Below are 23634 nucleotides of genomic sequence, written 5' to 3' on the forward strand. Positions count from 1 at the left end.
GGTTTGCTTGGTGACTTCCACGACTCCGCCAGATCCCGCTCAGCAGCCCGCGCCTGCCGACGGCACGTCGACGAGTCCGGGCACGCCGAACCCCGCCGACGCCGCTGGTGCACCTGCGCCGACGACCGCTTCCGACGATCAGGGCGCTGCGACGCCGACGGCACCGAAACGCGCACCCCGCTCGACCACGCCTCGGGCTTCCGGAACGGCGAAGGCCCCGGCGAAGCGGCCGAGCACGCCCCGCACCCGCACCACGTCGGCGAGCGAGACCTCGGGCGAGTCCGGGGACGCGAACACACCAGCACCGAAGGCGACCACGGCACGCTCGACGACCGCTCGGACCTCGACGGCGAAGACCACGGGCACCAAGTCGACGACGGCGCGCACCACCGCCGCGAAGCGCACGCCCGCGAAGTCGGCTGCTGCAGCCGGTGGTGCGGAGGGCACTGAGTCGGCCGAGACGACCACCGCCCCGAAGGCGCCCAGGTCGACGACGGCGCGCCCCGCAGCCGCGAAGCCGGCGACCAAGGCCGCAGGCGCCAAGACGACCACCGCCCGGACCTCGACGACGAAGTCCACGACGGCCCGGACGCCGGCCAAGCGCACACCGGCGCGCACCAGCGCCGCGAAGCAGACCGAACAGACCGCCGCCGCGGTCGCCGGTGTCCTCGACGAGGTCAGCGCACCGGGATCGGTCGACCGGGCGACGACGTCGACCGCGCCCGAGCCGTCTTCCCGTGAAGCCGCCGACCGGATCGCCGTCGACGAGCCTCGGCTCGACGACGCGCGGACCGAGACCCCGACGAACGCTTCATCCACCGCCGAGCAGGCTGCGGACGACACGGCTCCGCAGACGACGCCGGCACCGTCGGAGTCCGTGTCGGTGGCGCCTCCGCAGGAGGAGGTCGTCGCTCCGGCGGCAGCCCCCAAGCGTCCTGTCGGTCGTCCCGCGGCGACCCCGCCGTCCGCCGCCACCTCGTCGCCTGCGGCGACGACGGCGCAGCGCACCGAGGCTGCCGACGACGGCGCACATCCCGTCGTCCTGTCGATCTCGGGACTCGTCAAGCAGTTCGGCGACACGGTCGCGGTCGACGGCGTCGACCTCGAGGTCCGCCGGGGCTCCTTCTACGGCATCGTCGGGCCCAACGGCGCCGGCAAGACCACCACGCTGTCCATGGTCACGGGTCTCCTCCGTCCCGACGCAGGGTCCATCACCGTCCAGGGCGTCGACGTCTGGCAGGATCCCGCCGAGGCCAAGCGGGCGATCGGTGTGCTGCCCGACCGGCTTCGGCTCTTCGACCGCCTGACCGGCAGCCAGCTCCTGTACTACTCCGGCGTCCTGCGGGGGCTCGACCCCGCGACCGTCAAGTCGCGGACCGCCGATCTGGCCCGTGCCTTCGGTCTGGACGACGCGCTCGGTCGTCTCGTCTCCGACTACTCGGCGGGCATGACGAAGAAGATCGCGCTGGCAGCCGCACTCATCCATTCGCCGCGGCTCCTCATCCTCGACGAGCCGTTCGAATCGGTCGACCCGGTCTCCGCGGCGAACGTCATCGAGATCCTCCAGCGGTACGTCGCCAACGGCGGAACCGTCGTGCTCTCGAGCCACGGCATGGACTTCATTCAGCGCGTGTGCGATCACGTGGCCATCATCGTGCAGGGCAAGGTGCTGGCCGCCGGGTCCGTCGACGAGGTGCGCGGAACGGGCACGCTCGAGGAGCGGTTCGTCGAGCTCGCCGGGGGCCGCAAGTCGGCAGAGGGAATGGAATGGTTGCACAGCTTCTCCGACTGAAACTGCAGCTGACGCTCAACGCGTTCCGCCGCAGCCCCTGGCGACTGGTCGGGCTCGTCCTCGCGATCGCGGTCGGCGTGTGGATCGTCGTGCTCGCGAGCACCGGTCTCGTCGCGCTGCGCGGCGGCGATCCGGAGGTCACCCGCAACCTGCTCGTGCTGGCCGGATCGGCCGTCGTCCTGGGGTTCATCATCCTTCCGCTCGTCTTCGGCGTCGACGATCAGCTGGATCCTCGGGCGTTCTCGCTCTTCGGGCTGCCCAACCGCACCCTGTCCGCAGGCTTGCTCGTGACAGCGCTCGTGTCGGTGCCGTCGCTCGTCCTCGCCGTCCTCGCGGCCTCGTCGGTGGTCACCTGGTCGCGGTCGCCGCTGCCCGCCGTCCTCGCCGTGGTCTCCGCGGTCCTCGGCGTGCTGCTCTGCGCGCTCCTGGCCCGGATCGCCACCTCGATCTCCGCGAGCCTCCTCTCGACGCGTCGCGCCAAGGAGGTCATGGGTGTCCTCGGGCTGGTGCTCATCATCGCCGTGGCCCCGGCGATCATCGCCCTCACCACCGTGGACTGGCAGCGCGACGGGTTCGCCGTCCTCGGCCGGGTCGCTGACATCCTCAGTTGGACCCCGCTCGGCGCCGTCTGGTCGTTCCCCGGTGATGCCGCACTCGGTGGCATCGCGCCGGCGATCGTCAAGCTGCTCCTCACCGCGGCGACCATCGCCCTGCTCTGGTTCGCCTGGCAGGCGTTCGTCGCCCGACTGCTCGTGGCGCCGGAACGCCTCGGGACGGGCCGCGACAGCACCGGTCTGGGCTGGTTCGATCTGCTCCCCGGTTCCCCGTCCGGAGCCATCGCCGCTCGGAGCATGACCTACTGGCTGCGCGACCCTCGGTACCTCGTCTCCCTCGTGATCATCCCGATCGCGCCCTTCATCTTCTTCGTGCCCATGCTCGTCGCCGGCATCCCGATGAACGTCCTCGCACTCGTCCCACTCCCGGTCGTGTGCTGGTTCCTCGGCTGGCTCCTGCACAACGACCTCGCCTTCGATTCGACCGCGGTCTGGTTGCACGTCGCCTCGGGGGTCCGCGGACGATCGGATCGGATCGGCCGGCTCTTCCCGGTGCTCCTCATCGGCATCCCGCTCATCGCGGTCGGGTCGACGCTGAGCATCCTGTTCTACGGCGACTGGGACGCCCTGCCGTCCATGATCGGCGTGAGCACGTGCCTGTTGTTCAGTGGTGCCGGTATCGCGAGCTTCGTGTCCGCGCGGTTCCCGTACCCGACGTCGCTTCCCGGCGACAGCCCGTTCCAGCAGCCGCAGGTCCCGGGCAGCAGCGGTATGTCCGCACAGTTCCTGAGCCTGCTCGGTACGGTGCTCCTCACGATTCCCGCCGGCTGGCTGGCCGTGCTCGGGCTCACCGGTGAGCCGAACTGGAACTTCGGGGCACTCGCGGTCGGTGCCGGTACGGGCATCCTGGTGCTCGCGATCGGGATCTTCGCCGGCGGTCGCGTCTTCGACCGTCGCAGCCCCGAGATCGTCGGCTTCGCCAGCTCGCACTGACCCGACGTCGGCGACCGGATCGGCCCGCAGGAGACCCGGGTGCCGTCCGGCGGTACCATGGAGCCATGGCGCAGCATGACAGCACGAAGCAGCAGATGAGCACGATCGATCCCGGTGGCACGCCCGACGGTGGGAGCACGGCGATCATGGATCGTGAGCTCGAGGAGCTGATCGAGAGCGAGAACATCGAGCCCGGCGATCACGAGCGGTTCTCGCACTACGTCAAGAAGGAGAAGATCCTCGAGTCGGCGTTGAGCGGCAAGCCGGTGAAGGCGCTCTGCGGCAAGAAGTGGACGCCGGGTCGCGACCCCGAGAAGTTCCCGATCTGCCCGGCCTGCAAGGAGATCTACGAGAAGCTCCTCCGCGACTGAGCTTGGAGCGCACCGCGGCCGACGCTGAGACGCGTCGTCGCGGTCAGCCTTCGAGGTAGACGGTCGGGAGCACGGGGTCGCCGCGGGTGAGGCTGACGGCCCGGGGTGGCAGTTCCGCCACGGCCTGCGCCCGGTGTTCCCTCGCCTGGCGCGTCCCCGCGGCGCCGAGGTACTGCTCGTCCACGAGTCCGCCTTCGACGAGCTGGACCATCAGGGGGCGTTCCGAGGCGGCGTCGGCCGCTCCCTCGTGTTCGCCCGCAGGACCGTCGCCGAGGTAGATACGCTCCTCGCGGGCGACCCCGTGCCGGTCGTAGGCGCGGGCAGCGGTCTTGCGGCCGCCGACGGTCGCCTTCTCAGCCGACTTCTTCGCGACGCTGATCCAGTCACCCTGGTCGTCGCGGTGCGCGACGAGCTTGTAGACCATGCCCATGGCGGGGGAGCCTGAGCCGGTGACCACGGAGGTGCCGACGCCGTAGGAGTCGACCGGAGAAGCGGCCAGGGCCGCGACGGCGTGCTCGTCGAGGTCGTTGGTGACGGTGATGCGGGTCGACGTGGCGCCGAGCTCGTCGAGGAGGCGGCGGACCTGGTCGACGACGATCGGCAGATCACCGGAGTCGATGCGTACGGCTCCCAGCTCCGGGCCGGCGAGGCGTACGCCGAGTCGCACGGCCTCCTCGATGTCGTAGGTGTCGACGAGCAGCGTGGTCCCGGCGCCCATCGTGTCGATCTGGGCTCGGAAGGCGTCCTCCTCGGAGTCGTGCAGGAGGGTGAAGGAGTGCGCGGCCGTACCCATCGTCGGGATGCCCCAGCTGCGTCCGGCCTCGAGGTTCGAGGTGGCGCTGAAGCCGGCGATGTACGCCGCCCGGGCCGCGGCGATGGCCGACCGCTCGCCCGTCCGACGGGAGCCCATCTCGGCCAGGGGACGGCTGCCCGCCGCTGAGGTCATGCGCGCGGCGGCCGTGGCGACGGCGCTGTCGTAGTTGAACACGCTGAGCGCCAGGGTCTCGAGCATGACGGCTTCGGCGAACGTGCCCTCCACGACCAGGATCGGCGAACCGGGGAAGAAGACCTCGCCCTCGCGGTAGCCCCAGATCGATCCCGAGAAGCGGTAGTCGGCGAGCCAGTCGAGCGCCGTCGTGCTGACGACGCCCTCATCGCGCAGCCATTCGAGTTCCGATTCACCGAAGCGGAAGTGTTTGAGCAGTTCGAGGAATCGGCCCGTGCCGGCCACGACGCCGTAGCGGCGGCCGCCGGAGAGGCGTCTGGCGAACAGCTCGAACAGGCACTCCCGATCCGCGGTGCCGCGGTGGAGGGCGGCGTCCAGCATCGTGAGTTCGTATCGGTCGGTGAGGAGAGCTGAGGACTCGTGCACCCGTTCAGCCTAGCCGCGAGCGTGCTGGGAACGTGGTGATCGGTCGGTCCGCGACGTCCATCGGCAGGGGCGGTAGGCTGGGTCATCGTGAACGACGCACCCATCGGCATCTTCGACTCCGGCGTCGGCGGACTCACGGTGGCGAGAGCGGTCAGCGACCAGCTCCCCGCCGAGTCCGTGATCTACATCGGCGACACGGCCCACTCGCCCTACGGCCCGAAGCCCATCGCCGACGTGCGGCGCTACTCGCTCGAGGTCCTCGACTCGCTCGTCGACCAGGGCGTGAAGATGCTGGTGATCGCCTGCAACACCGCATCGGCGGCGATGCTCCGCGACGCACGCGAACGCTACTCGGTCCCCGTGGTCGAGGTGATCCAGCCCGCTGTGCGGACCGCGGTCCGGAGCACGAGGAACGGGCGCATCGGCGTCATCGGGACCGAGGGCACGATCAACTCGCGGGCGTATCAGGACCTCTTCGAGGTCAATCCCGAGCTGACGGTGTTCGGCCAGGCCTGCCCCCGGTTCGTGGAGTTCGTGGAGGCCGGCGTCACGACCGGCCCCGACCTCCTCGAGGCCGCGGAGGAGTACCTGGCCCCGCTCCGGCACGCCGGCGTCGACACCGTCGTCCTCGGATGCACCCACTACCCCTTCCTCAAGGGCGCGATCAGCTACGTGATGGGTCCGCAGGTGTCGCTCGTCTCGAGCGACACCGAGACCGCGAACGACGTCTACCGCGTGCTCGTCACCCGTGACCTGCTGCGCGACAGCAGCGAACCTGCCACCCACCGGTACGAGGCGACCGGGAGCAGTGCCGACGACTTCATCGCCCTCGCCAACCGTCTGATGGGCCGGGAGATCTCCACCGTCTCGCTCGTCCAGACCGGCGTCATCGACCTTCCATCCCACCAGTTCGAGGAGCACATCCATGAGTGACATCGCGCGCGCCGACGGCCGCACCAACGACCAGCTGCGTCCCATCACGATCGAGCGCGGTTGGAGCGAGCAGGCCGAGGGTTCGGCACTCATCAGCTTCGGCCGGACGAAGGTGCTCTGCACGGCCTCGTTCACCAACGGCGTGCCGCGCTGGCTGAACGGCAAGGGTCGCGGCTGGGTCACCGCGGAGTACGCGATGCTGCCCCGTTCCACCAACGAGCGGATGGACCGTGAAGCGGTCAAGGGCAAGATCGGCGGTCGTACCCACGAGATCTCGCGACTCATCGGTCGCAGCCTCCGCGCCGTGATCGACACCAAGGCCCTCGGCGAGAACACGATCGTCATCGACTGCGACGTCCTGCAGGCGGATGGAGGCACCCGCACGGCGGCGATCACCGGCGCCTACGTCGCCCTCGCCGATGCGATCGAGTGGGCGCGCGGTAAGAAGTTCATCTCGCAGAAGGCGTCGCCCCTCACCGACAGCGTCTCGGCCGTCTCGGTCGGCATCATCGACGGCGTGCCCATGCTCGACCTCGCCTACGTCGAGGACGTGCGCGCCGAGACCGACATGAACGTCGTCGTCACCGGCGGCGGATCGTTCGTCGAAGTGCAGGGGACGGCCGAGGGCGCCCCGTTCGACCGCCGCGAACTCGACTCCCTGCTCGACCTCGCCGTCGGTGGCGCTGCGTCGCTCAAGGCCATCCAGTTCGAGGCCCTCGGACGCTGATGGGCGTCGAGATCGTCCTCGCGACGCACAACCAGCACAAGGTCGAGGAGTTCCAGCGGCTCGTCAGCCGCGACGTCCCCGGGATCACGGTCCTCGCCTACGACGGCCCGGAGCCCGTCGAGGACGGCACGACCTTCAGCGAGAACGCGTTGATCAAGGCGCGGGTCGCCGCGGCCCACACCGGCTCCATCGCGCTCGCCGACGACTCCGGCATCGGCGTCGAGATCCTGGGTGGATCGCCGGGTATCTTCTCGGCGCGTTGGGCCGGCCCACAGCACGACTCGACCGCGAACCTCGCCCTCCTCCTCGATCAGCTGCGGGACGTGCACGAGGAGCATCGTGCCGCCTGGTTCGCCTGCCACCTCGCCCTCGTGGTGCCACCGGGGATCGATGGGACGGAGCCGTTCGAGCACGTCGCCGTCGGCACCTGGCGCGGAACCCTCGCGACGGAGCCGAGCGGGACGAACGGCTTCGGCTACGACCCGGCGTTCATCCCGGACGGTGAGCAGCGGACGGCGGCGGAGCTGTCACCGGCGGAGAAGAACGAGCTGAGCCACCGCGCGCTCGCCTTCCGAGCACTCGTCCCGGTGCTGCAGCGGCTCGTGCCCGAGGGGCCCGCCTCGACCACCAGCTGAGCATGATACTCAGGACCATTCCTATCTCGGCATGAACCCTTCCGCGGGCGCTGGGAAGCTCCTACGGTTGATGCATCATGGGTCACGATCACGCACACGCCGGCACCGCCAACCGCAGGAGACTCGCGGTGGCGATCGCCGTCATCGCGACCGTCCTCGTGGTCGAACTCGTCGGCGCCTGGGTGAGCGGTTCGCTGTCCCTCCTCGCCGACGCCGGGCACATGCTGTCCGACCTCACCGGGCTGATCATCGCGCTCGCCGCCACGATCGTCGCCGCCCGACCGGCCACCGACCGCCAGACCTTCGGGTATCAGCGCGCGGAGGTGTTCGGCGCGCTCATCAACGCGCTCATCCTGATCGCGGTCGCGGTGTCGGTCCTCATCGAGGGCGTGTCCCGCCTCGTCGAGCCGGCGGACGCGGAGGTCAAGAGCCTTCCGATGTTGATCGTCGCCGTCATCGGTCTCGTGGCGAACCTCGCCGCGCTGCAGGTGCTGCGCGGCGGCCGTGACACGTCGATCAACATGCGCGGTGCGTACCTCGAGGTCCTCGGTGACCTCCTCGGTTCGATCGCCGTGATCATCGCCGCGGTGGTCATCATGGCGACGGGTTTCGCTCAGGCCGATGCCATCGCGTCGCTCGCGATCGCCGCGATGATCGTGCCGCGGGCGTGGTCGTTGCTCCGCGACGTCGTCCACGTCCTCAGCGAGTCCGCACCGTCCGACACGGACGTGCAGGAGATCAGGGACCACCTACTCGGCACCGACGGCGTCGTCGCCGTCCACGACGTCCACGTCTGGCAGATCACGTCCGGACAGCCGGTCTTCTCAGCACACGTCGTCGTCGAGCACGAGGTGTTCGCCGATGGTGGCACGGGGGAGCTGCTCGACCGTCTCGGTTCGTGCCTCCACGACCACTTCGACGTCGAGCACTCGACGTTCCAGCTGGAACCCGAGGAGCACGCCTCTCACGAGGAGTCCCACCACCGCTGACGTGCGGGGCGGGCCCGGCTGTCGCGACCGCTCGTGCGAGCGGCGCCACCGGTGATCAGACCGTGTCGTTCCCGCGGTCGCGCTTGAAGACGTCCTGGTCGGCGAGCTTCGAAGCCGCAGCCCGACGCTCCTCCTCGGTGATGGTGCCCTGCAGCGCCTTCGCCTTCCGGCTGGACTGGATGTAGTGCCAGGTGGTCGGGATGAGGGTGAGGACGACGGCTCCGATGAGGATGACGTCGATGTAGTTCTGCACGAAGGTGGCGACCGGGGGGATGTACCCGAGCAGGTAGCCGAAGAAGGTGAGCCCGGCGCCCCAGATGAGCGCGCCGATGAGGTTGTAGAGCGAGTACTTCTTGTAGTTCATGTGGCCGATGCCTGCCGCGACCGGGGCGAAGGTCCGGACGATCGGGACGAAGCGCGCCAGGATGACCGCGAGGGCGCCGAAGCGCTCGAAGAAGGCGTTCGTCCGTTCGACGTTCTTGATGCTGAAGAGACCGGACTCCTTGCGTTCGAACACCTTCGGCCCGAGTTTGTGCCCGATGAGGTATCCGACCTCGCCACCGAGGAACGCGGCGAACCCGATCGCGAGGCAGACCCACCAGATGTCGATCTCGATGACGCGGGCAGAGCCGAAGGCGAGGAGGCCGGTGATGACGAGCAGGGTGTCGCCGGGGAGCAGGAATCCGACGAGGAGGCCGGTCTCGGCGAAGACGATCGCGCAGACCACGACGAGGGCCCAGGGACCGACGGCCGTGATGATGCCCTCCGGGTCGAGCCAGGGGATGAGGGCGGTGTGGACCATGCGGAGCTCCTGCTGTAGGGGGAGGGATGGAACGGCGTACGACGATGTCGCGTGCGGGAGAAGGGACTTGAACCCTCACGCTCGAAAGCACAGGAACCTAAATCCTGCGTGTCTGCCAATTCCACCACTCCCGCGGCCCGCTCAGTCTACGGGAGCGAGGTCGGGAACGTCCTGAGCTTCGGGGGAGGAGCCATGGCCAGCGGAGCCCGGGTCGGCCCGTGTATGCTCGGCTCCATGCGAACGACGTGTGCAACGAGCTGGTGGCCCGCCTCCTAGGCGGACCGCGCACGTGCACACACGACGACTCGACCGCCTGACAGGGCGGTCGTTCTCGTTCGGAGGCCCTGTCGGATCGGTCCCAGCCTGAGGACACCACCATGACCACCCTGCTCCACCGCGTGCTGCACGCCGGCCCCGACTTCCCATTCGCGGTGCTCCGCCGACACGGCAGCGACACCGTCGACCTCTACACGGGCGACGTCGTCGACGTCGAGTCGCTCGCCGACATCCCGCTCGGATCCGCCGGCGACGACCACCAGCCCGAGGTCCTCACGCTCGTGCCCTACCGCCAGGTGCGCGAGCGAGGCTTCGCCGCGATGGACGACGGCGCTCCGCTGCGCTGCCTCGTGGTGAGCGAGCGTGAGACGGTGACGCTCGACGAGGTGCTCGAGCGACTCCCCGCCGACGCGGTCCCGCTGGTCGACGGCGGGTTCGACGTCTCCGACGAGGACTACGCGTCGATCGTGCGCCGCGTCATCGAGGATGAGATCGGACGCGGCGAGGGCGCCAACTTCGTCATCCGCCGCGAGTTCACCGCGACGACCGAGGTGCCGGCCGAGCGCGCCGTCCTCGCCTGGTTGCGGGCGCTCCTGTCGGGGGAGACCGGCGCCTACTGGACCTTCGCCGTGCACACGCCGGGCGTCTCGATGGCCGGCGCGACGCCCGAGCGCCACGTCGCGGTCGCCCGTGACGCGTCGACCGGTGAACGCACCGTCACCATGAACCCCATCAGCGGCACCTTCCGCCACCCGCGCTCCGGCGCCACCGGCGACGACTTCCGCGCGTTCCTCGGCGACGTCAAGGAGACGGAAGAGCTCTTCATGGTCGTCGACGAGGAGATGAAGATGATGAGCCGGGTGTGCGCCTCCGGTGGACGCATCCTCGGCCCCTACGTCAAGCAGATGTCGCGCCTCACCCACACCGAGTACCTGCTCGCCGGGACGAGCGAACTCGACGTCCGCGAGGTCCTGCGGTTGACGATGTTCGCACCGACGGTCACCGGCTCGCCCATGCAGAACGCGTGCTCGGTCATCGCCCGCCATGAGCGGAACGCGCGCGGCTACTACTCCGGCGTGCTCGCGCTGTTCACCCCGGTGGGTGACGGCGATTACGAACTCGACGCACCGATCCTCATCCGCACCGCCTACGTCGACGACGCCGGTCTCGTCCGCGTTCCCGCCGGTGCGACGCTCGTCCGTCACTCGGATCCCGAGTCGGAGGTCGCCGAGACGGCCGCGAAGGCGGCCGGCGTGTTGACCGCGCTCGGCGTCATGGCACCCGCCGAACTCGGCCCGACCGTCGACCTCGCGGCGGAACCCGGAGTGCAGGACGCGCTCCGAGCGCGGAACGAGCGGTTGGCGTCCTTCTGGTTGCAGCCGCAGCACCCGGCGCCCGTCGGTGCACTGTCAGGCCGTACCGCGGTCATCGTGGACGCCGAGGACGAGTTCACCGCGATGTTGGCCCACCAGCTGCGCCACTTCGGGATGACCGTCAGCGTGGAGCACTGGTCGGCGGTGACCGACGCGCTCGTGGACGTCGACCTCCTCGTCGCCGGCCCGGGTCCAGGCGACCCGCTCGACCTCGCCGATCCGCGCGTCCGCCGGATGCACGAGATCGTATCCGCGCGTCTCGCCGCCGGAGCGCCGCTGCTTGCCGTCTGCCTGAGCCATCAGGTGCTGGCGATCCAGCTCGGGTTGCCGATCGAACGCCTCGACGCGCCACGTCAGGGTCTGCAGCTCGACCTCGACCTCTTCGGTGAGCAGTCGCTGATCGGGTTCTACAACACCTTCACCGCACGGCTGGCGGGCGAGGCTCCGGTCGGTGGGGTCGAGATCGCCGCCGATGCTGCGTCCGGCGACGTGTTCGCGATGCGTGGTCGCGGGTTCGCGTCGGTCCAGGGGCACCTCGAGTCGGTGCTGTCGCGCGACGGACTCCGAACCCTCGGGTCGCTCGCGGGCCACGCGCTCGCGGGTGTCGCATCAGGGCGATCGGCTGCCGCCGTCGGGTCCTGAGCGTCATGCACCGCCTGGACGGTCGGTGATGCCGACCGTCCAGGCGGTGGAACGGACGGGGCGGTCGGTCAGGCGTCCGCCTGGTCGAGCGTCGTGAACGGCGTGACGTCGGCCAGCTGCGGTCCGAGGCCGATGTCGATGAGTCGGACGTCGCCGGCGTAGGCCGAGCCGGGTGGGATGAGGAGCCCGGCCTTCACCGCGCCGAAGGTGACCGTGACCTCCGCTGGCAGGACGGCACCCTCGGGGACGCTTCCCTCGTCGGGGTCGATGCCGCTCGGGACGTCCACGGCGACGACGGTCGGTCCGCCGGAGTTCTGCACGACCGGGAGGACCGCCTCGACGATCGCCTTCGGCGCACCGCGCAGGGTGGGGTTCCGGCTTGCCCCGATGCCGAAGACCGCGTCGACGACGATCGCGGCGCCCTTGGCTTCGTCGGCGGTGTCGTCCGGCTCCGCGGGGGAGTTCATGAGGAAGCGGACGCCGGCCTCGACCGCCGCGGCGTAGCCTGCCTCGTGGGCGTGGTCACCGGTCCTGGCCACGACGAGGTCGATCGGGACGTCGTCCGGACCGGTCGTGCCGGCAAGCTCTGCCGCCGCGAAGAGGGCGTCACCGCCGTTGTCGCCTGAGCCGACGAGCAGCAGGATCTTCCAAACCTCGGGTGCCTCGCCCTCGAGGCCCGCCGCGCGATCGGCGAGGACCGTCCGCAGTTCTTCGGCGAGGCCGTGGGCGGCTCGCGCCATGAGCGGTTCCCCTGCGTCCAAGAGTGGTGCCTCTGCGGCTCGGACCTGGTCCGCGGTGTAGCCGTTGATCATGGCGCCCACTCTTCCGGCTCGCGTCGACCGCCGCAAGCGGTTGCGGCCCGGGCCAGCATCGAAATCACCTCTGGATCCTGGTGTGCGCCGGGGCTACCATGCCTGCATGTGCCGGAACATCCACACCCTCCACAATTTCGAGCCGGCGGCGACCGACGACGAGGTCGAGGCCGCGGCGCTCCAGTATGTGCGGAAGATCAGCGGGTCGACGAAGCCGTCCCAGGCGAACGCTGAGGCGTTCGATCGAGCGGTCGCGGAGATCGCCCACATCACCCGCCATCTGCTCGAAGACCTCGTGACGACCGCCCCGCCGAAGGACCGCGAGGTCGAGGCGCAGAAGGCGAAGGAGCGTTCGGCGAAGCGGTTCGCGACGGTCTGAGCGCGACCGCCGGTTCCACCTGGTCAGGCGAGTTCGAGCCGGATGTCCGGGTGGCCGGCGAAGACCTCGAGGAGCAGGTCGAAGTAGGTCTTGCCCCGGCCGGCGTCGAGGTCGTCGAGCTGCGCGGCGATCCGGGCCGTGTCGAACGGTGCGCCCCGCTCGAGCTTCTCCTGCAACCAGGCGCGGGTCGCCGTGACGCCGAGTGCGGCGCGGCTCGCGTCGTGGTCCGCCCAGACGAAGTGCGCGTCGTCGAGATCGCGGAGCGAACCGATCCCGCCGTAGAGGACGTCGTCGAGGGCGTCGAGGCTCGGGCCGAGATCCCAGTCCTCGTCCTGCATCAGCAGCTCGTTCATCACCTCGTAGAACGAGGCGATGTCGCGGATGCGGGATCCGTCGATGCGGAAGGTGGTCGGCACGGTTCCCGAGCCTAGTGATTGGTCGGGGAGGCGTCGAGTAGAGGGGGCTGTGGATAACTTCTGCGGGGTGTGGCCGGTGTTCGTCAGGATGGCGGCATGGGGACAGCGGCTGAGATCATCACGGCGCGCGTTCGCGATCGGGTACGTGAGGAGTTCGGGGAGCCTGGTCGGCGTGGGGGAGCGGGACGGATCGCCCGCGAGGAGGTGCGTCGCTACAACGAGCGGGCGTTGAACGACACGACACCGCTCATCGACGATGAGCACGGGATGACGAGCGAGGTGCTCGCCGCGGTGACGGGGTTCGGCGCGATCCAGCCGCTGCTCGACGATCCGAGTGTCGAGGAGATCTGGATCAACGAGCCGACCAAGGTGTTCGTCGCCCGCGGTGGGGTGTCGGAGCTGACGGACGTGGTCCTCGGCGAAGGTGATGTCCGCGATCTCGTGGAGCGGATGCTGCGCGCCACCGGTCGACGGGTGGATCTCGCGAACCCGTTCGTCGACGCGTCGCTTCCGGACGGCTCGCGGCTGCACGTCGTCATCCCCGACGTCACGCGTCGGCACATGTCCATCAACATCCGCAAGTTCTCCGCGCGAATCCGCGACCTCGGTCAGCTCGTGGCCGCAGGGTCGATCAGCTACCAGGCCGCCGAGTTCCTGCGCGCGAGCATGACCGCGGGGGCGAACCTGCTCGTGTCGGGCGCGACGCAGGCCGGCAAGACCACGATGCTCGGCGCCCTCATCGCCTCATTGGACCCGGCCCTCCGCATCGTCACCGTCGAGGAGACCTTCGAGCTCGCGCCAGGCAACCGCGACGTCGTCGCGATGCAGTGCCGGCAGGCCAGCCTGGAGGGCACGGGAGAGATCACGCTGCGTCGGCTCATCAAGGAGGCGCTCCGGATGAGGCCGGACCGCATCGTCGTCGGCGAGGTCCGGGAGGCGGAGAGCCTCGACCTCCTGATCGCCCTCAACAGCGGGTTGCCCGGGCTCTGCAGTATCCACGCGAACTCCGCGCGCGACGCGATCGGCAAGCTCTGCACGCTGCCACTGCTGGCGGGCCGGAACATCGACTCGGGGTTCGTGCGCCCGGCCGTCGCCTCGTGTGTCGACCTCGTCGTGCACTGCGAGCTCGACCGGTCCGGACGCCGACGGGTGGCGGAGATCATCGCGGTCGGCGGGAGCGGGGAGTCCCACACGATCGAGGCCTCCACCCTCTTCGAGCAGCGAGACGGAGAGCTCCGCGCGACCGGTCGCTTCCCCCTGAACGACGCCAAGTACCGTGCGGCCGGGATCTCGCTCGCCTCGATCCTCGCCGTCGGCGAGCGATGAGTCTCGTCGTCGGAGCGGTCCTCGCCGCAGGCCTCCTCCTCACCGTCGCACCCTGGTGGTGGCCGGACCCGGAGCCGCTGCGCGACACCCTGGAGCGGTGGAGGCCGGTCGCTGCGCTCCGCGAACTCCTGATCCTGGCCGGTCTGCCCGGTCGGTACTGGGCGGCCGCCATCGTGGTCTCCGTCCTCGCCGGTCTCGTCTCCGGCGCGGTGGTCCAGGCGCTCTGCCGCGTCCTGCCGTTGAGCGCCGTCGTCGCTGTCGCCGGACTCGTCGCCCCGGTGATCGTGCTCCGAGCCCGCGCCACCTCTCGACGTCGCCTGCAGCGGGGACTGTGGCCGGATGTCGTGGACCACCTGTTGTCCGCGATCCGGTCAGGGCTCTCGCTCCCGGATGCGGTGGCCGCGCTCGACACCGTCGGACCCGCACCGCTCCGCCCGGCGTTCGCCGCGTTCAGCGCCGACTACCGTGCTGCCGGCCGCTTCGCCGACGGCATCGACGACCTGAAGACCGCGCTCGCAGACCCGGTCGCCGACCGCATCCTCGAGACGGTGCGCATGGCCCGCGACGTGGGAGGCACGGAACTGCCGGCGGTGCTCCGAGCGCTGTCCGCGGGGCTCCGTGAGGAGTCGGCCATCCGAGCCGAGGCCGAGGCGCGACAGTCCTGGGTGGTGAACGCCGCCAGGCTGGGCGTCGCGGCACCCTGGGCGATCCTCCTGCTCCTGTCGTCCCGGCCGGAGGCCTCGGCCGCCTACAACTCCCGGGAGGGAGCGGTCCTGATCATCGCCGGCGTCGTGGTCTCCGCTCTCGCCTACCAGGCGATGCTCCGTGTCGGACGCCTCCAGCCCGAACGACGGTGGTTCCGGTGAGTGCAGACGGAGCGTGGGCCGTCAGCCTCGGAGCGATCCTCGGGGTCGGCCTTTGGGCGCTCGCGATGCTCCTGCCGGCACTCGGACGACCGCGGCTCGCGGACCGCATCGCCCCCTATATCGCCGACCTCTCCAGCGACGCCCGCTCGCAAGCCGCGCGCCGCTCGACCGACCCGCTACCGGTCCTCGGGACCCTGCTGGTCCCGGTCCTCCGCGCCGTTCGATGGTCGCTCGGCCTGGTCGGCGCCGATCAGGAACTCGTCATCCGTCGATTGGGTCAAGCCGGGGGACCGACGCTCGAGCGGTACCGACTGCTGCAACTCCTCTGGGGGCTCGGCGGCTTCGCGGTCGCCGCGGCGCTCGCCGTGTTCTCCTTCAGCAACGGACGGCTGCCGCTCCCGTTCGCAGCACCGCTTCCCGCGCTCGGGGCGGTGGCCGGAATCGTCCTCCGCGACCAGCTGCTGGCGCTCGCCGCCGGTCGCCGCCTCGCGCGGATCGAAGAGGAGCTGCCGACGGTGCTCGAGTTCCTCAGTCTGAGTCTCGCGGCGGGCGAAGCGATCACGGACGCGATGGACCGCGTGGCGCGCATCGGGTCCAGCGGGGAGCTCGGCAGGGAGTTCCGCCGGGTGATGGCGGACGTCTCCACCGGTATCCCGTTCGCCACCGCACTCCGGCAGTTCGAGGCACGACTCGCGATGCCGATGCTGTCGCGATGCGTCGACCAGATCCTCGGTGCGCTCGAACGGGGCACACCGGTAGCAGCCGTGCTCCTCGACCACGCACACGACGGACGCGACACCGCCAAGCGCCGTCTCCTCGAATCCGCCGGGAAGAAGGAGGTCGCGATGCTCGTGCCCCTCGTCTTCCTCATCCTGCCCCTGTCCATCATCATCGCCGTCTTCCCCGGGGTGTTCGTGCTCCGGACCGGCTTCTGACGAAAGGTTCCACATGTCCTCCCCTTCCTTCCTCGACCGCACGCTCCACCGGAGTCGTTCCCTCTTCACCGAGGAGCGCGGCGACGTCCCCGGCTGGGTCCTCATCACGCTCATGACGGCCGGGCTCGTCCTCCTCATCTGGGGTGTCGCCGGCCCGGCGCTCACGCAGGTGTTCGAACAGGCCATCGACCGTGTCTCCGGCATCTGAGCCCGAGATCGGCGGATGGCGGACGCGACTCCTGCGCGGCGAGGACGGATCAGCCGTCGCCGAGTTCGTGTTCGTCGGAGCGATCCTCACCGTCCTGATGATGTCCGTGGTCCAGCTCGCGCTCGCCCTCCACGTCCGGAACACGCTCATCGACGCGGCGGCGGAGGGTGCCCGGCTCGGCGCGCTGGCCGACACCGAACTGCTCGACGGCGCCGACCGAGCACGCCAGCTCATCGCCGTCGCCGTGGGGGAGGGCTACACGGGTGACGTCGGCGCCACGCTGGCCGATCATCGCGGAGCAAGCGTCGTCACCGTGACCGTCCGCGCACCGCTTCCGGTCGTGGGCTTGATCGGACTGCCTGGCGTCTTGGAGGTGGAGGGTCATGCGGTCCTCGAGACACTCGAGTGATGACCTGCGTCGCCGACCGACCGCGCTGGACGACGACGGATCGGCCTCCCTCGAGTTCATCACCGTCGGTCTGGTCCTCCTCGTGCCGATCGTCTATCTCATCGTCGCGCTCGCCGAGGTGCAGGCCGCGGTGCTCGCGGCCGGCGGGGCCGCGGCGCAGGCGGCGAAACTCTACGCGCGGGCCGACGACGACGCCACGGGTCGCGAACGCGTCGAGGACTCGCTCGCACTCGCGCTCAACGATTTCGGGCTCGACCGGTCCCAGTCGTCCGTCACGCTCGACTGCGCACCAGCCGGCCTCCCGTGCGGGCAGCGCGGCGGTGCCGTCACGGTCACCGTCGACATCCTCGTCGTCCTGCCGCTGATGCCCGAGATCATCGGCGTGCAGGCCGCGGTCCCCGTGACCGGCGTCGCCACGGCACCGATCTCGCGGTTCGATGACCGATTCGGCGAGGCGGAGTGAGGGAGCCGGGCGTACGACGACATCTGGACGTCGACGAGGAGGACGGGTCCACCATGCTCCTGACCATCGGATTCGCCGTCGTGGCGCTCGCCGTGGTCCTCGTCGGGAGCGCTGCCACATCCCTGTACGTGGAGCACAAGCGGCTCCTCGACCTCGCCGACCGCCTGGCCGCGACCGCCGCGGAGTCCTTCTCCGTCGACGAGGTCACGATCCAGCCCGACGGGACCGTCCGACCCGTCCTCGATGACGACTCGGTCCGTTCGAGTGCACGCGACGACCTCATCACCGGCGGTGCGGGTGCGCTCACCGGCGTCGAGATCGTCGCGGCGCGGACCCCGGACGGCCGGAGTGCGGAGGTCTCGCTGGCGTCGGATTGGCGGCCGCCGATGCTGACGCTGTTCGTCCCGCAGGGCCTCCGGATCGAGGCGACCGCGAGTGCTCGGAGTGTCTTTTGGTGAGGGCGGACGGACCTGCCGACGATCAGGGGAACGGGCGCGTGCCGCGATCGATGAAGCGGGGGATGAACCGGAAGAGGAGGAACGCGCCGACGAGCCCGACACCGCCGATGGTGCCGGCGGCGAGGGAGATCGACGCCGCTGCGGTGATCCCGGACATCGCCAGGGGAGCGGCGGCGGTGCCCGCGTCGCCCAGGAAGCGATAGGCGCCGAGGAACGGCGCGGGACGGTCCGGTGGCGCGAGGTCGGAACCGAGGGTCATGAGGATGCCGCTGCCGAGGCCGTTGGAGAGTGCCAGCACGAGGGCGACGGCGATGAACCAGACCCGTGCCTCGTCGAGGTCGTGGGTGAAGGCCAGGACGATGAACCCGGAGCCCAGCCCGATCATCGACGGGACGGCGGTCCAGATCCGCCCCCAGCGGTCCATGACCTGACCACTGGCATAGAAGAGGGCGAACTCCACCGCGCCGACGACGCCGATGATGAGCGCCGTGTCCGTCTCCGAGACGCCGATGCTGACGGCCCACAGGGGGAGCAGGACCGCCCGACACGAGCGCAGGGCGCCGACGAGTGCAGCGGTCGTCCCCATCCTGGTGAGCACCGCGCCGTGGGCTCGGATCGAAGCGATCAGACCGCTCGACTCCTCGGACGCGAGCTCTTCTCCCTCGGTCCGCTCCTCGCCGTCGGCGGTGCGCGTCGACGGCGGTCGCCCGAACATCTCCGCCGGGTCGGGGAGGACGAGCAGGGTGACCGCCGACCCGGCACAGCAGATCACCATCACCCAGAACGCCGCCTGCGACGTCCCGGTGAGGTGGATGACGCCCGCCGCGAGGAACGGGCCGATGAACGTGCCGGCGCGGAAGACACCGCCGAGCGAGGAGAGCGCCCTCGCCCGGTACCGCAGGGGCACGTACGTCGTCATGAACGCGTGCCGGGCCAGCCCGAACACGGCGGTCGCGAGCCCGATGCAGAAGATGCCGACGGCGAGGACGAACGGATTCGGCGAGATGGCCGCCGTCGCGACACCGACGACCGCGAGCAGCGCCGCCCACATCATCGCGAAGCGTTCGCCGATCCGACTGACGATCCACCCTGACGGGACGTCGCCGACGAGTTCGCCGAGCATGATGAGTGAGGAGATGACGCCTGCGACGGCGAGCGTCGCCCCCAGGTTCCCGGCGACGGCCGGGATGATCGGGATGATGGCGCCTTCACCGATCGAGAACAACAGCGTGGGGAGGAAGACCGAGACGGCCACGGAGCGCAGCTGGAACGGGCGTTCGTCGGAAGTCATCCCCTCGATCGTACGCCCGCGGCCCTGCGCGGTAGGCTGAAGCCAAATGTTTGACTTGGACCTCTCCACACAGATCAGTACCCTCCGCTCGACCTTCGACGACATCCGCACCGTCGTCGACGTCGACCGTCTCGAAGCCGAGATCGCGACGCTGAGCGAGCAGGCGGGTGCCCAGGATCTCTGGGACGACACGACGAACGCGCAGAAGGTGACGAGCGCCCTCAGCCACCGTCAGTCCGAGCTCGCCCGCATCACCAGCATCGCGAACCGGCTCGACGACCTCGAGGTGCTCATCGAACTCGCGACCGACGCCCAGGACGAGGAGTCGGCCGAAGAGGCCCGCCAGGAGCTCATCAGCCTGCAGAAGGTGCTCGGCGACCTCGAGGTGCAGACGCTGCTGAGCGGCGAGTACGACCCGCGCCCCGCCGTCGTCACCATCCGCGCCGGTGCCGGCGGTGTGGACGCCGCCGACTTCGCCGACATGCTGTTCCGCATGTACCTGCGGTGGGCCGAGCAGCACAAGTACCCGGTCACCGTCATGGATACGAGCTACGCGGAGGAGGCCGGCATCAAGTCAGCCACCTTCGAGGTCGACGCACCGTACGCCTTCGGTACGTTGAGCGTCGAGGCGGGCACGCACCGCCTGGTGCGCATGAGCCCCTTCGGTGCCGCCGGCAAGCGTCAGACGAGCTTCGCCGCCGTCGAGGTCATCCCGCTCATGGAGGAGACGGAGATCGTCGAGATCCCCGAATCGGACATCCGTGTCGACGTCTTCCGGTCCAGCGGCCCTGGGGGACAGTCGGTCAACACGACCGACTCCGCCGTTCGCATCACCCACCTGCCGACCGGCACGGTCGTCTCGATGCAGAACGAGAAGAGCCAGATCCAGAACCGCGCCGCGGCGATGCGCGTGCTCCAGTCGCGACTCCTCCTCATCCAGAAGGAGCAGGAGGCCGCGACGAAAAAGGAGCTGGCCGGCACCATCACGGCGAGCTGGGGCGACCAGATGCGTTCCTACGTGCTCGCGCCGTACCAGATGGTCAAGGACCTGCGCACGGAGCACGAGCAGGGGAACCCCGCAGCGGTGTTCGACGGCGATCTCGACGGGTTCATCGCCGCGGGCATCCGCTGGCGGTCGATGTCGAAGCCGGAGTAGCGCAGCGCGGCATAGTGTTCGCCCAGCCCTCGTACAGGGTACGGATCGCGGGCGTGTCCTGCCCGTAATCGGCAGGTCGCTCCTTAAGCTCAAGGAGCCATGATTCGGTTTGATCACATCTCCAAGAAGTATCCGGGAACCTCGCGTCCCGCACTCAACGACGTCGATTTCGAGATCCTCCGGGGAGAGTTCATCTTCCTCGTCGGTGCCTCGGGGTCGGGGAAGTCGAGCTGCCTCCGCCTGATGCTCAAGGAGGACAAGCCGAGCAAGGGCAAGATCCATGTGCTCGGCCACGACCTCGGTTCCATCTCGAACCGCAAGGTGCCGTACTTCCGGCGCAGCCTCGGGGTCGTGTTCCAGGACTTCCGACTGCTGCCGAGCAAGACGGTCTACCAGAACGTCGCCTTCACCCTCCAGGTGATCGGCAAGTCGCGCGGCTTCGTCCAGGAGGCCGTCCCCGACGTCCTCAAGATGGTCGGACTCGACGGCAAGGCGCAGCGCCTGCCGCACGAGCTGTCCGGTGGTGAGCAGCAGCGCGTCGCCATCGCCCGCGCGATCGTCAACAAGCCGCAGATCCTGCTCGCCGACGAACCGACCGGTAACCTCGACCCCGCCACCAGCGCCGGCATCATGCAGTTGCTGGAACGCATCAACGCCGGTGGGACGACGGTCGTCATGGCCACGCACGAGGCCGGCTTCGTCGACCAGATGCAGCGTCGGGTGATCGAGCTGCAGGACGGCCAGATCGTCCGTGACGAACGCCACGGTGGATACGGCACGACCGCGGCCATCCCGGGGCTCGTCAGAGGATCCTCCAAGGCTGCCGCCCCGTCGGCACAGACCGCTCCCGCTACGGCCTCGACCCCGGTCGCACCCGCCGTCGAGACCTCGTCGGTTCCGGTGACGACCAGGACCTCGTCCGTCGCTGCCAGCTCCGAGCCCACGACGAGTGCCGTGGCCGCAGCCGCGGTCGCCGCAACCGCGGCCACGCCGACAGCTGCAGCCGCACCGACCGCGCCCGCCGCGGTCTCGCGCGAGACCACGCCGCAGGCCGACACCGACGAGGTCGTCACCCGGGTGTCCGGCTCGACGCCGATCCAGGAACCGGCCGCAGCACCCGTCGCCGAGCCAGAGACCCCGGCGACCCGAGCCGAGGAATCGACACCGGAAGCGCCCGAGGCCGAGCCGACGACGCCGGAAGCGGAGCCCGCCGTGCCACCGGCGGCCGCGGTCCCGGAGGTCGCGCCTCCACAACGCCTGAGCAACGCCACGGGCCCCATCGGGCTCCCGGCACGCAACGAGATCGACCCCATCGAGGTCGAACACCTGTCGCTCGCCGAGCGACTCGGCCTGCGTGCCGCGGCGCGCGGCACTGAAGACGGAGAGCAGAACGTGGGGCCGACCAAGTGAGACTCGCACTGATCTGGTCCGAGGTCTGGAACGGCCTGCGTCGCAACGTCTCGATGGTCGTCTCCGTCGTGCTCGTGACGTTCATCTCGCTCACCTTCGTCGGTACGGCCGTCCTGCTGCAGATGCAGATCGGCCAGATGAAGAACTACTGGTACGACCGCGCACAGGTCGCGATCTACCTCTGCACCGCCGACAGCGCGGGCGACACCTGCGCCGCCGGCGCCGCGACCGAGGAGCAGCGCGCCGCCGTCCAGAGCGCCCTGGAGTCGTCGACCCTCGCGCCCTTCGTGGACAAGTTCTACTTCGAGGACCAGGCGCAGGCGTTCACGAACTTCCAAGAGCAGTTCAAGGGCAACGACATCGCACAGTTCGTCACGGCGGACCAGCTGCCCGAGACCTTCTGGGTGAACATGAAGGACGCCTCGCAGTCCGACGTGCTCGTCGAGGCGTTCTCCGGCGTCGCGGGCGTGGAGCAGGTGACGGATCAACGCCAGTACCTCGACCAGATCTTCTCGGTCCTGAACATCGCCAGTTACACGGCGATCGGGATCGCAGCACTCATGCTGGTCGCCGCAGCCCTGCTGATCGCGACGACCATCCGATTGTCGGCGTACTCGAGACGCCGAGAGCTCGGCATCATGCGATTGGTCGGTGCATCGAACCGGTTCATCCAGACACCGTTCATCCTCGAGGGTGTGTTCGCCGCGCTCATCGGCTCCATCCTCGCGGCCGGGGCGGTGATCACCATCGTCCAGGTGTTCGTCCAGGGATACCTGGCGGACCGCATGCGGTACGTCAACTTCGTCGATCTCGGTGACGCCTTCGTGGTCCTCCCGATCCTGCTGCTCGTCGGCGTGCTGTTGGCGGCGATCTCGGCCAACTTCGCGATCTCGCGGTACCTCAAGGTCTAGCGGGGAGGCAGTGCGGCCACCGCACCGCTCGCTCTGCGCTAGACTGACAGGCTGCCGCGATCGCGGCCGGTCCGTTCCGATGGATCCGAACCAGAACGTCAGGAGTACACCGTGCCGAGGGAACGGGGCGAGAACGTCGTGGCCACGAACCGCAAGGCCCGCCACGACTACACGATCGAGGACACCTACGAGGCCGGCATGGTCTTGACGGGTACCGAGGTGAAGTCGCTGCGAGCCGGGCGGGCGTCGCTCGTCGACGGGTACGCCTTCATCGACCGCCGTGAGGCGTGGCTCGACGCGGTACACATCCCCGAGTACGGCCAGGGCACGTGGACGAACCACCCGCCGCGGCGCAAGCGCAAGCTGCTGCTGCACCGCGAGCAGATCGACAAGATCGCTCACAAGATCGCCCCCGGTGGTTTCACCCTCGTGCCGTTGAAAATCTACTTCAAGGACGGCAAGGCCAAGGTGGAGATCGCCGTGGCGAAGGGCAAGAAGGAATACGACAAGCGGCATGCCCTGCGCGAGAAGCAGGACACCCGTGAGGCCGCGCGTGCGATGGCCACCAGGAACCGTCTCGGCGAATAGGTGACAGGCGCCACCTCGGCGCGGTATACTTGAAAGCTGCACCGCAAGGTGCTCGTCCACCGCTCGCGGTGGATTGACAACTCGACAGCGTGTGACAACGACCCTCTTCGCCTCGTACTCCGAGGCGCTGAGTCCATGGGGATGATCGGTTTCGACATTGCCTGCGAAACTGCGAGAAGCGGGTCGAGGATGCAGGGTTATCTCGTTAACGATCTCTGCAAAACAACAAGTGCCAACTCTAAGCGCACTGACTTCGCCCTCGCTGCTTAAGCGAGCCCGATAGTCCGTCAGACCGAGCGTGTCCCCGTCTCGGATCCTGGCGTCATCTAGGGGACTTGCTGGATGACGGAGCCGCGACGTCATCCGGGACTTTTCTTCGGCTGGGCCCGTCGACCAAGATGCCCTTGTCAATGGTCGGGGCCGAGTAGAACGTGTTAAGGGATACGCCCGTAGAAGGCGCAGAATCACAGCAGTGGACGGGGGTTCAATTCCCCCCATCTCCACTCCGGACGTTGTCACACGCTGCCGAGTCGACGACAGGCCCTCG

At 69.3% G+C, this 23634-nt stretch carries 25 protein-coding genes, 1 tRNA gene and 1 other RNA gene; 21 read left to right on the top strand and 6 right to left on the bottom strand.

The window, feature by feature from the left end; translation table 11 throughout:
- The first annotated feature begins 10 nt into the window (after window positions 1-10).
- The 3 genes from GV015_RS19305 (at window position 11) to GV015_RS10670 (ending at window position 3710) form a co-directional block, all read left to right on the top strand.
- Complete coding sequence (locus GV015_RS19305; protein WP_371416557.1) at window positions 11-1792, top strand: ABC transporter ATP-binding protein; 1782 nt, start codon at window positions 11-13, stop codon at window positions 1790-1792.
- On the top strand, window positions 1768-3339 hold the full coding sequence (locus tag GV015_RS10665) for a hypothetical protein (protein ID WP_159878286.1): 1572 nt from the start codon (window positions 1768-1770) through the stop codon (window positions 3337-3339). The genes GV015_RS19305 and GV015_RS10665 overlap by 25 nt, the downstream gene beginning before the upstream one ends.
- 95 nt (window positions 3340-3434) lie before the next feature.
- The gene (locus tag GV015_RS10670) at window positions 3435-3710 is read left to right on the top strand and encodes a DUF3039 domain-containing protein (RefSeq protein WP_064296346.1); all 276 of its coding nucleotides are present in this window, start codon (window positions 3435-3437) and stop codon (window positions 3708-3710) included.
- Between the two features lie 43 nt (window positions 3711-3753).
- Here GV015_RS10670 and GV015_RS10675 read toward each other — a convergent pair whose 3' ends face one another.
- A complete protein-coding gene (locus GV015_RS10675) occupies window positions 3754-5082 on the bottom strand; it encodes a nicotinate phosphoribosyltransferase (protein WP_159878288.1) in 1329 nt (442 codons plus the stop codon).
- Between the two features lie 87 nt (window positions 5083-5169).
- Here GV015_RS10675 and murI point away from each other — a divergent pair, with 87 nt between their 5' ends.
- The 4 genes from murI (at window position 5170) to GV015_RS10695 (ending at window position 8366) form a co-directional block, all read left to right on the top strand.
- Entirely contained in the window at window positions 5170-6015 is an 846-nt protein-coding gene (murI, locus tag GV015_RS10680) for a glutamate racemase (protein ID WP_071260977.1), read from the top strand.
- Window positions 6008-6742 (top strand): ribonuclease PH, encoded by a 735-nt coding sequence (rph, locus tag GV015_RS10685; protein WP_064296204.1) that lies wholly within the window; start codon window positions 6008-6010, stop codon window positions 6740-6742. Before murI ends, rph begins: the two co-directional genes overlap by 8 nt.
- Window positions 6742-7377, top strand: coding sequence for an RdgB/HAM1 family non-canonical purine NTP pyrophosphatase (gene rdgB, locus GV015_RS10690; protein WP_159878290.1), 636 nt, complete (start codon window positions 6742-6744; stop codon window positions 7375-7377). The genes rph and rdgB overlap by 1 nt, the downstream gene beginning before the upstream one ends.
- A 77-nt stretch (window positions 7378-7454) precedes the next feature.
- Entirely contained in the window at window positions 7455-8366 is a 912-nt protein-coding gene (locus GV015_RS10695) for a cation diffusion facilitator family transporter (protein ID WP_159878292.1), read from the top strand.
- A 55-nt stretch (window positions 8367-8421) separates the two neighbouring features.
- On the opposite strand, the gene GV015_RS10700 is transcribed toward GV015_RS10695, so the two are convergent.
- Window positions 8422-9168, bottom strand: a complete 747-nt coding sequence (locus tag GV015_RS10700; protein ID WP_085510558.1) for a DedA family protein — start codon at window positions 9166-9168, stop codon at window positions 8422-8424.
- 52 nt (window positions 9169-9220) lie between these two features.
- A tRNA-Leu gene (locus GV015_RS10705) sits at window positions 9221-9302 on the bottom strand.
- 243 nt (window positions 9303-9545) lie between these two features.
- Between GV015_RS10705 and GV015_RS10710 the strand changes: the two genes are divergently transcribed.
- Window positions 9546-11459: an anthranilate synthase family protein gene (locus tag GV015_RS10710; protein ID WP_159878294.1), complete on the top strand. Its 1914-nt coding sequence runs from the start codon at window positions 9546-9548 to the stop codon at window positions 11457-11459.
- Between the two features lie 68 nt (window positions 11460-11527).
- Here the strand turns inward: GV015_RS10710 and GV015_RS10715 are convergent, their stop codons facing one another.
- Window positions 11528-12271 carry an NAD(P)H-hydrate epimerase gene (locus tag GV015_RS10715; protein ID WP_159878296.1) on the bottom strand — a complete coding sequence of 248 codons (744 nt, stop codon included), beginning with the start codon at window positions 12269-12271 and terminating at the stop codon, window positions 11528-11530.
- Between the two features lie 106 nt (window positions 12272-12377).
- Here GV015_RS10715 and GV015_RS10720 point away from each other — a divergent pair, with 106 nt between their 5' ends.
- Window positions 12378-12650, top strand: coding sequence for a DUF2277 domain-containing protein (locus tag GV015_RS10720; RefSeq protein ID WP_159878298.1), 273 nt, complete (start codon window positions 12378-12380; stop codon window positions 12648-12650).
- A gap of 23 nt (window positions 12651-12673) precedes the next feature.
- Here the strand turns inward: GV015_RS10720 and GV015_RS10725 are convergent, their stop codons facing one another.
- Window positions 12674-13066, bottom strand: a complete 393-nt coding sequence (locus GV015_RS10725) for a ribonuclease inhibitor (protein ID WP_236555401.1) — start codon at window positions 13064-13066, stop codon at window positions 12674-12676.
- Between the two features lie 96 nt (window positions 13067-13162).
- Here GV015_RS10725 and GV015_RS10730 point away from each other — a divergent pair, with 96 nt between their 5' ends.
- Genes GV015_RS10730 through GV015_RS10760 form a run of 7 tightly spaced genes read left to right on the top strand, consistent with a single transcriptional unit; the run spans window position 13163 to window position 17731 of the window.
- Window positions 13163-14392 carry a CpaF family protein gene (locus GV015_RS10730; RefSeq protein WP_159878300.1) on the top strand — a complete coding sequence of 410 codons (1230 nt, stop codon included), beginning with the start codon at window positions 13163-13165 and terminating at the stop codon, window positions 14390-14392.
- A complete protein-coding gene (locus tag GV015_RS10735) occupies window positions 14389-15258 on the top strand; it encodes a type II secretion system F family protein (RefSeq protein WP_159878302.1) in 870 nt (289 codons plus the stop codon). The genes GV015_RS10730 and GV015_RS10735 overlap by 4 nt, the downstream gene beginning before the upstream one ends.
- Entirely contained in the window at window positions 15255-16193 is a 939-nt protein-coding gene (locus tag GV015_RS10740; RefSeq protein ID WP_159878304.1) for a type II secretion system F family protein, read from the top strand. Before GV015_RS10735 ends, GV015_RS10740 begins: the two co-directional genes overlap by 4 nt.
- A 13-nt stretch (window positions 16194-16206) precedes the next feature.
- Entirely contained in the window at window positions 16207-16401 is a 195-nt protein-coding gene (locus tag GV015_RS10745; protein WP_159878306.1) for a hypothetical protein, read from the top strand.
- Window positions 16385-16810, top strand: coding sequence for a TadE/TadG family type IV pilus assembly protein (locus GV015_RS10750; RefSeq protein WP_236555402.1), 426 nt, complete (start codon window positions 16385-16387; stop codon window positions 16808-16810). The genes GV015_RS10745 and GV015_RS10750 overlap by 17 nt, the downstream gene beginning before the upstream one ends.
- Complete coding sequence (locus GV015_RS10755) at window positions 16785-17273, top strand: TadE family protein (RefSeq protein ID WP_159878308.1); 489 nt, start codon at window positions 16785-16787, stop codon at window positions 17271-17273. The genes GV015_RS10750 and GV015_RS10755 overlap by 26 nt, the downstream gene beginning before the upstream one ends.
- A 53-nt stretch (window positions 17274-17326) precedes the next feature.
- Window positions 17327-17731, top strand: a complete 405-nt coding sequence (locus GV015_RS10760; RefSeq protein ID WP_159878310.1) for a hypothetical protein — start codon at window positions 17327-17329, stop codon at window positions 17729-17731.
- A gap of 22 nt (window positions 17732-17753) precedes the next feature.
- On the opposite strand, the gene GV015_RS10765 is transcribed toward GV015_RS10760, so the two are convergent.
- Window positions 17754-19022 carry an MFS transporter gene (locus tag GV015_RS10765; protein ID WP_159878312.1) on the bottom strand — a complete coding sequence of 423 codons (1269 nt, stop codon included), beginning with the start codon at window positions 19020-19022 and terminating at the stop codon, window positions 17754-17756.
- A 46-nt stretch (window positions 19023-19068) separates the two neighbouring features.
- Here GV015_RS10765 and prfB point away from each other — a divergent pair, with 46 nt between their 5' ends.
- The 5 genes from prfB to ssrA all read left to right on the top strand — a co-directional run bounded on the left by prfB (window position 19069) and on the right by ssrA (window position 23593).
- Complete coding sequence (gene prfB, locus GV015_RS10770; RefSeq protein WP_079705593.1) at window positions 19069-20178, top strand: peptide chain release factor 2; 1110 nt, start codon at window positions 19069-19071, stop codon at window positions 20176-20178.
- Window positions 20179-20277: 99 nt separating this feature from the next.
- The gene (gene ftsE / locus GV015_RS10775; protein WP_159878314.1) at window positions 20278-21588 is read left to right on the top strand and encodes a cell division ATP-binding protein FtsE; all 1311 of its coding nucleotides are present in this window, start codon (window positions 20278-20280) and stop codon (window positions 21586-21588) included.
- Window positions 21585-22499, top strand: a complete 915-nt coding sequence (gene ftsX, locus GV015_RS10780) for a permease-like cell division protein FtsX (RefSeq protein WP_064296231.1) — start codon at window positions 21585-21587, stop codon at window positions 22497-22499. Before ftsE ends, ftsX begins: the two co-directional genes overlap by 4 nt.
- 111 nt (window positions 22500-22610) lie before the next feature.
- Window positions 22611-23087, top strand: coding sequence for an SsrA-binding protein SmpB (gene smpB, locus GV015_RS10785; protein ID WP_056007115.1), 477 nt, complete (start codon window positions 22611-22613; stop codon window positions 23085-23087).
- A 137-nt stretch (window positions 23088-23224) separates the two neighbouring features.
- Window positions 23225-23593: a transfer-messenger RNA gene (ssrA, locus tag GV015_RS10790) on the top strand.
- Window positions 23594-23634: the final 41 nt, after the last annotated feature.

Origin of the sequence: Plantibacter sp. T3 (assembly GCF_902506515.1) — a bacterium.
Classification (GTDB): Bacteria; Actinomycetota; Actinomycetes; order Actinomycetales; family Microbacteriaceae; genus Plantibacter; species Plantibacter auratus.

Coding starts and splice junctions, on each gene's coding strand:
- GV015_RS10730 (WP_159878300.1), top strand. CDS start 13,163: ATGGGGACAGCGGCTGAGATCATCACGGCGCGCGTTCGCGATCGGGTA.
- GV015_RS10695 (WP_159878292.1), top strand. CDS start 7,455: ATGGGTCACGATCACGCACACGCCGGCACCGCCAACCGCAGGAGACTC.
- GV015_RS10735 (WP_159878302.1), top strand. CDS start 14,389: ATGAGTCTCGTCGTCGGAGCGGTCCTCGCCGCAGGCCTCCTCCTCACC.
- GV015_RS10745 (WP_159878306.1), top strand. CDS start 16,207: ATGTCCTCCCCTTCCTTCCTCGACCGCACGCTCCACCGGAGTCGTTCC.
- rdgB (WP_159878290.1), top strand. CDS start 6,742: ATGGGCGTCGAGATCGTCCTCGCGACGCACAACCAGCACAAGGTCGAG.
- GV015_RS10670 (WP_064296346.1), top strand. CDS start 3,435: ATGAGCACGATCGATCCCGGTGGCACGCCCGACGGTGGGAGCACGGCG.
- ftsE (WP_159878314.1), top strand. CDS start 20,278: ATGATTCGGTTTGATCACATCTCCAAGAAGTATCCGGGAACCTCGCGT.
- GV015_RS10755 (WP_159878308.1), top strand. CDS start 16,785: ATGCGGTCCTCGAGACACTCGAGTGATGACCTGCGTCGCCGACCGACC.
- GV015_RS10760 (WP_159878310.1), top strand. CDS start 17,327: ATGCTCCTGACCATCGGATTCGCCGTCGTGGCGCTCGCCGTGGTCCTC.
- GV015_RS10700 (WP_085510558.1), bottom strand. CDS start 9,168: ATGGTCCACACCGCCCTCATCCCCTGGCTCGACCCGGAGGGCATCATC.
- GV015_RS10715 (WP_159878296.1), bottom strand. CDS start 12,271: ATGATCAACGGCTACACCGCGGACCAGGTCCGAGCCGCAGAGGCACCA.
- GV015_RS10710 (WP_159878294.1), top strand. CDS start 9,546: ATGACCACCCTGCTCCACCGCGTGCTGCACGCCGGCCCCGACTTCCCA.
- prfB (WP_079705593.1), top strand. CDS start 19,069: ATGTTTGACTTGGACCTCTCCACACAGATCAGTACCCTCCGCTCGACC.
- GV015_RS10665 (WP_159878286.1), top strand. CDS start 1,768: ATGGTTGCACAGCTTCTCCGACTGAAACTGCAGCTGACGCTCAACGCG.
- GV015_RS10720 (WP_159878298.1), top strand. CDS start 12,378: ATGTGCCGGAACATCCACACCCTCCACAATTTCGAGCCGGCGGCGACC.
- rph (WP_064296204.1), top strand. CDS start 6,008: ATGAGTGACATCGCGCGCGCCGACGGCCGCACCAACGACCAGCTGCGT.
- GV015_RS10765 (WP_159878312.1), bottom strand. CDS start 19,022: ATGACTTCCGACGAACGCCCGTTCCAGCTGCGCTCCGTGGCCGTCTCG.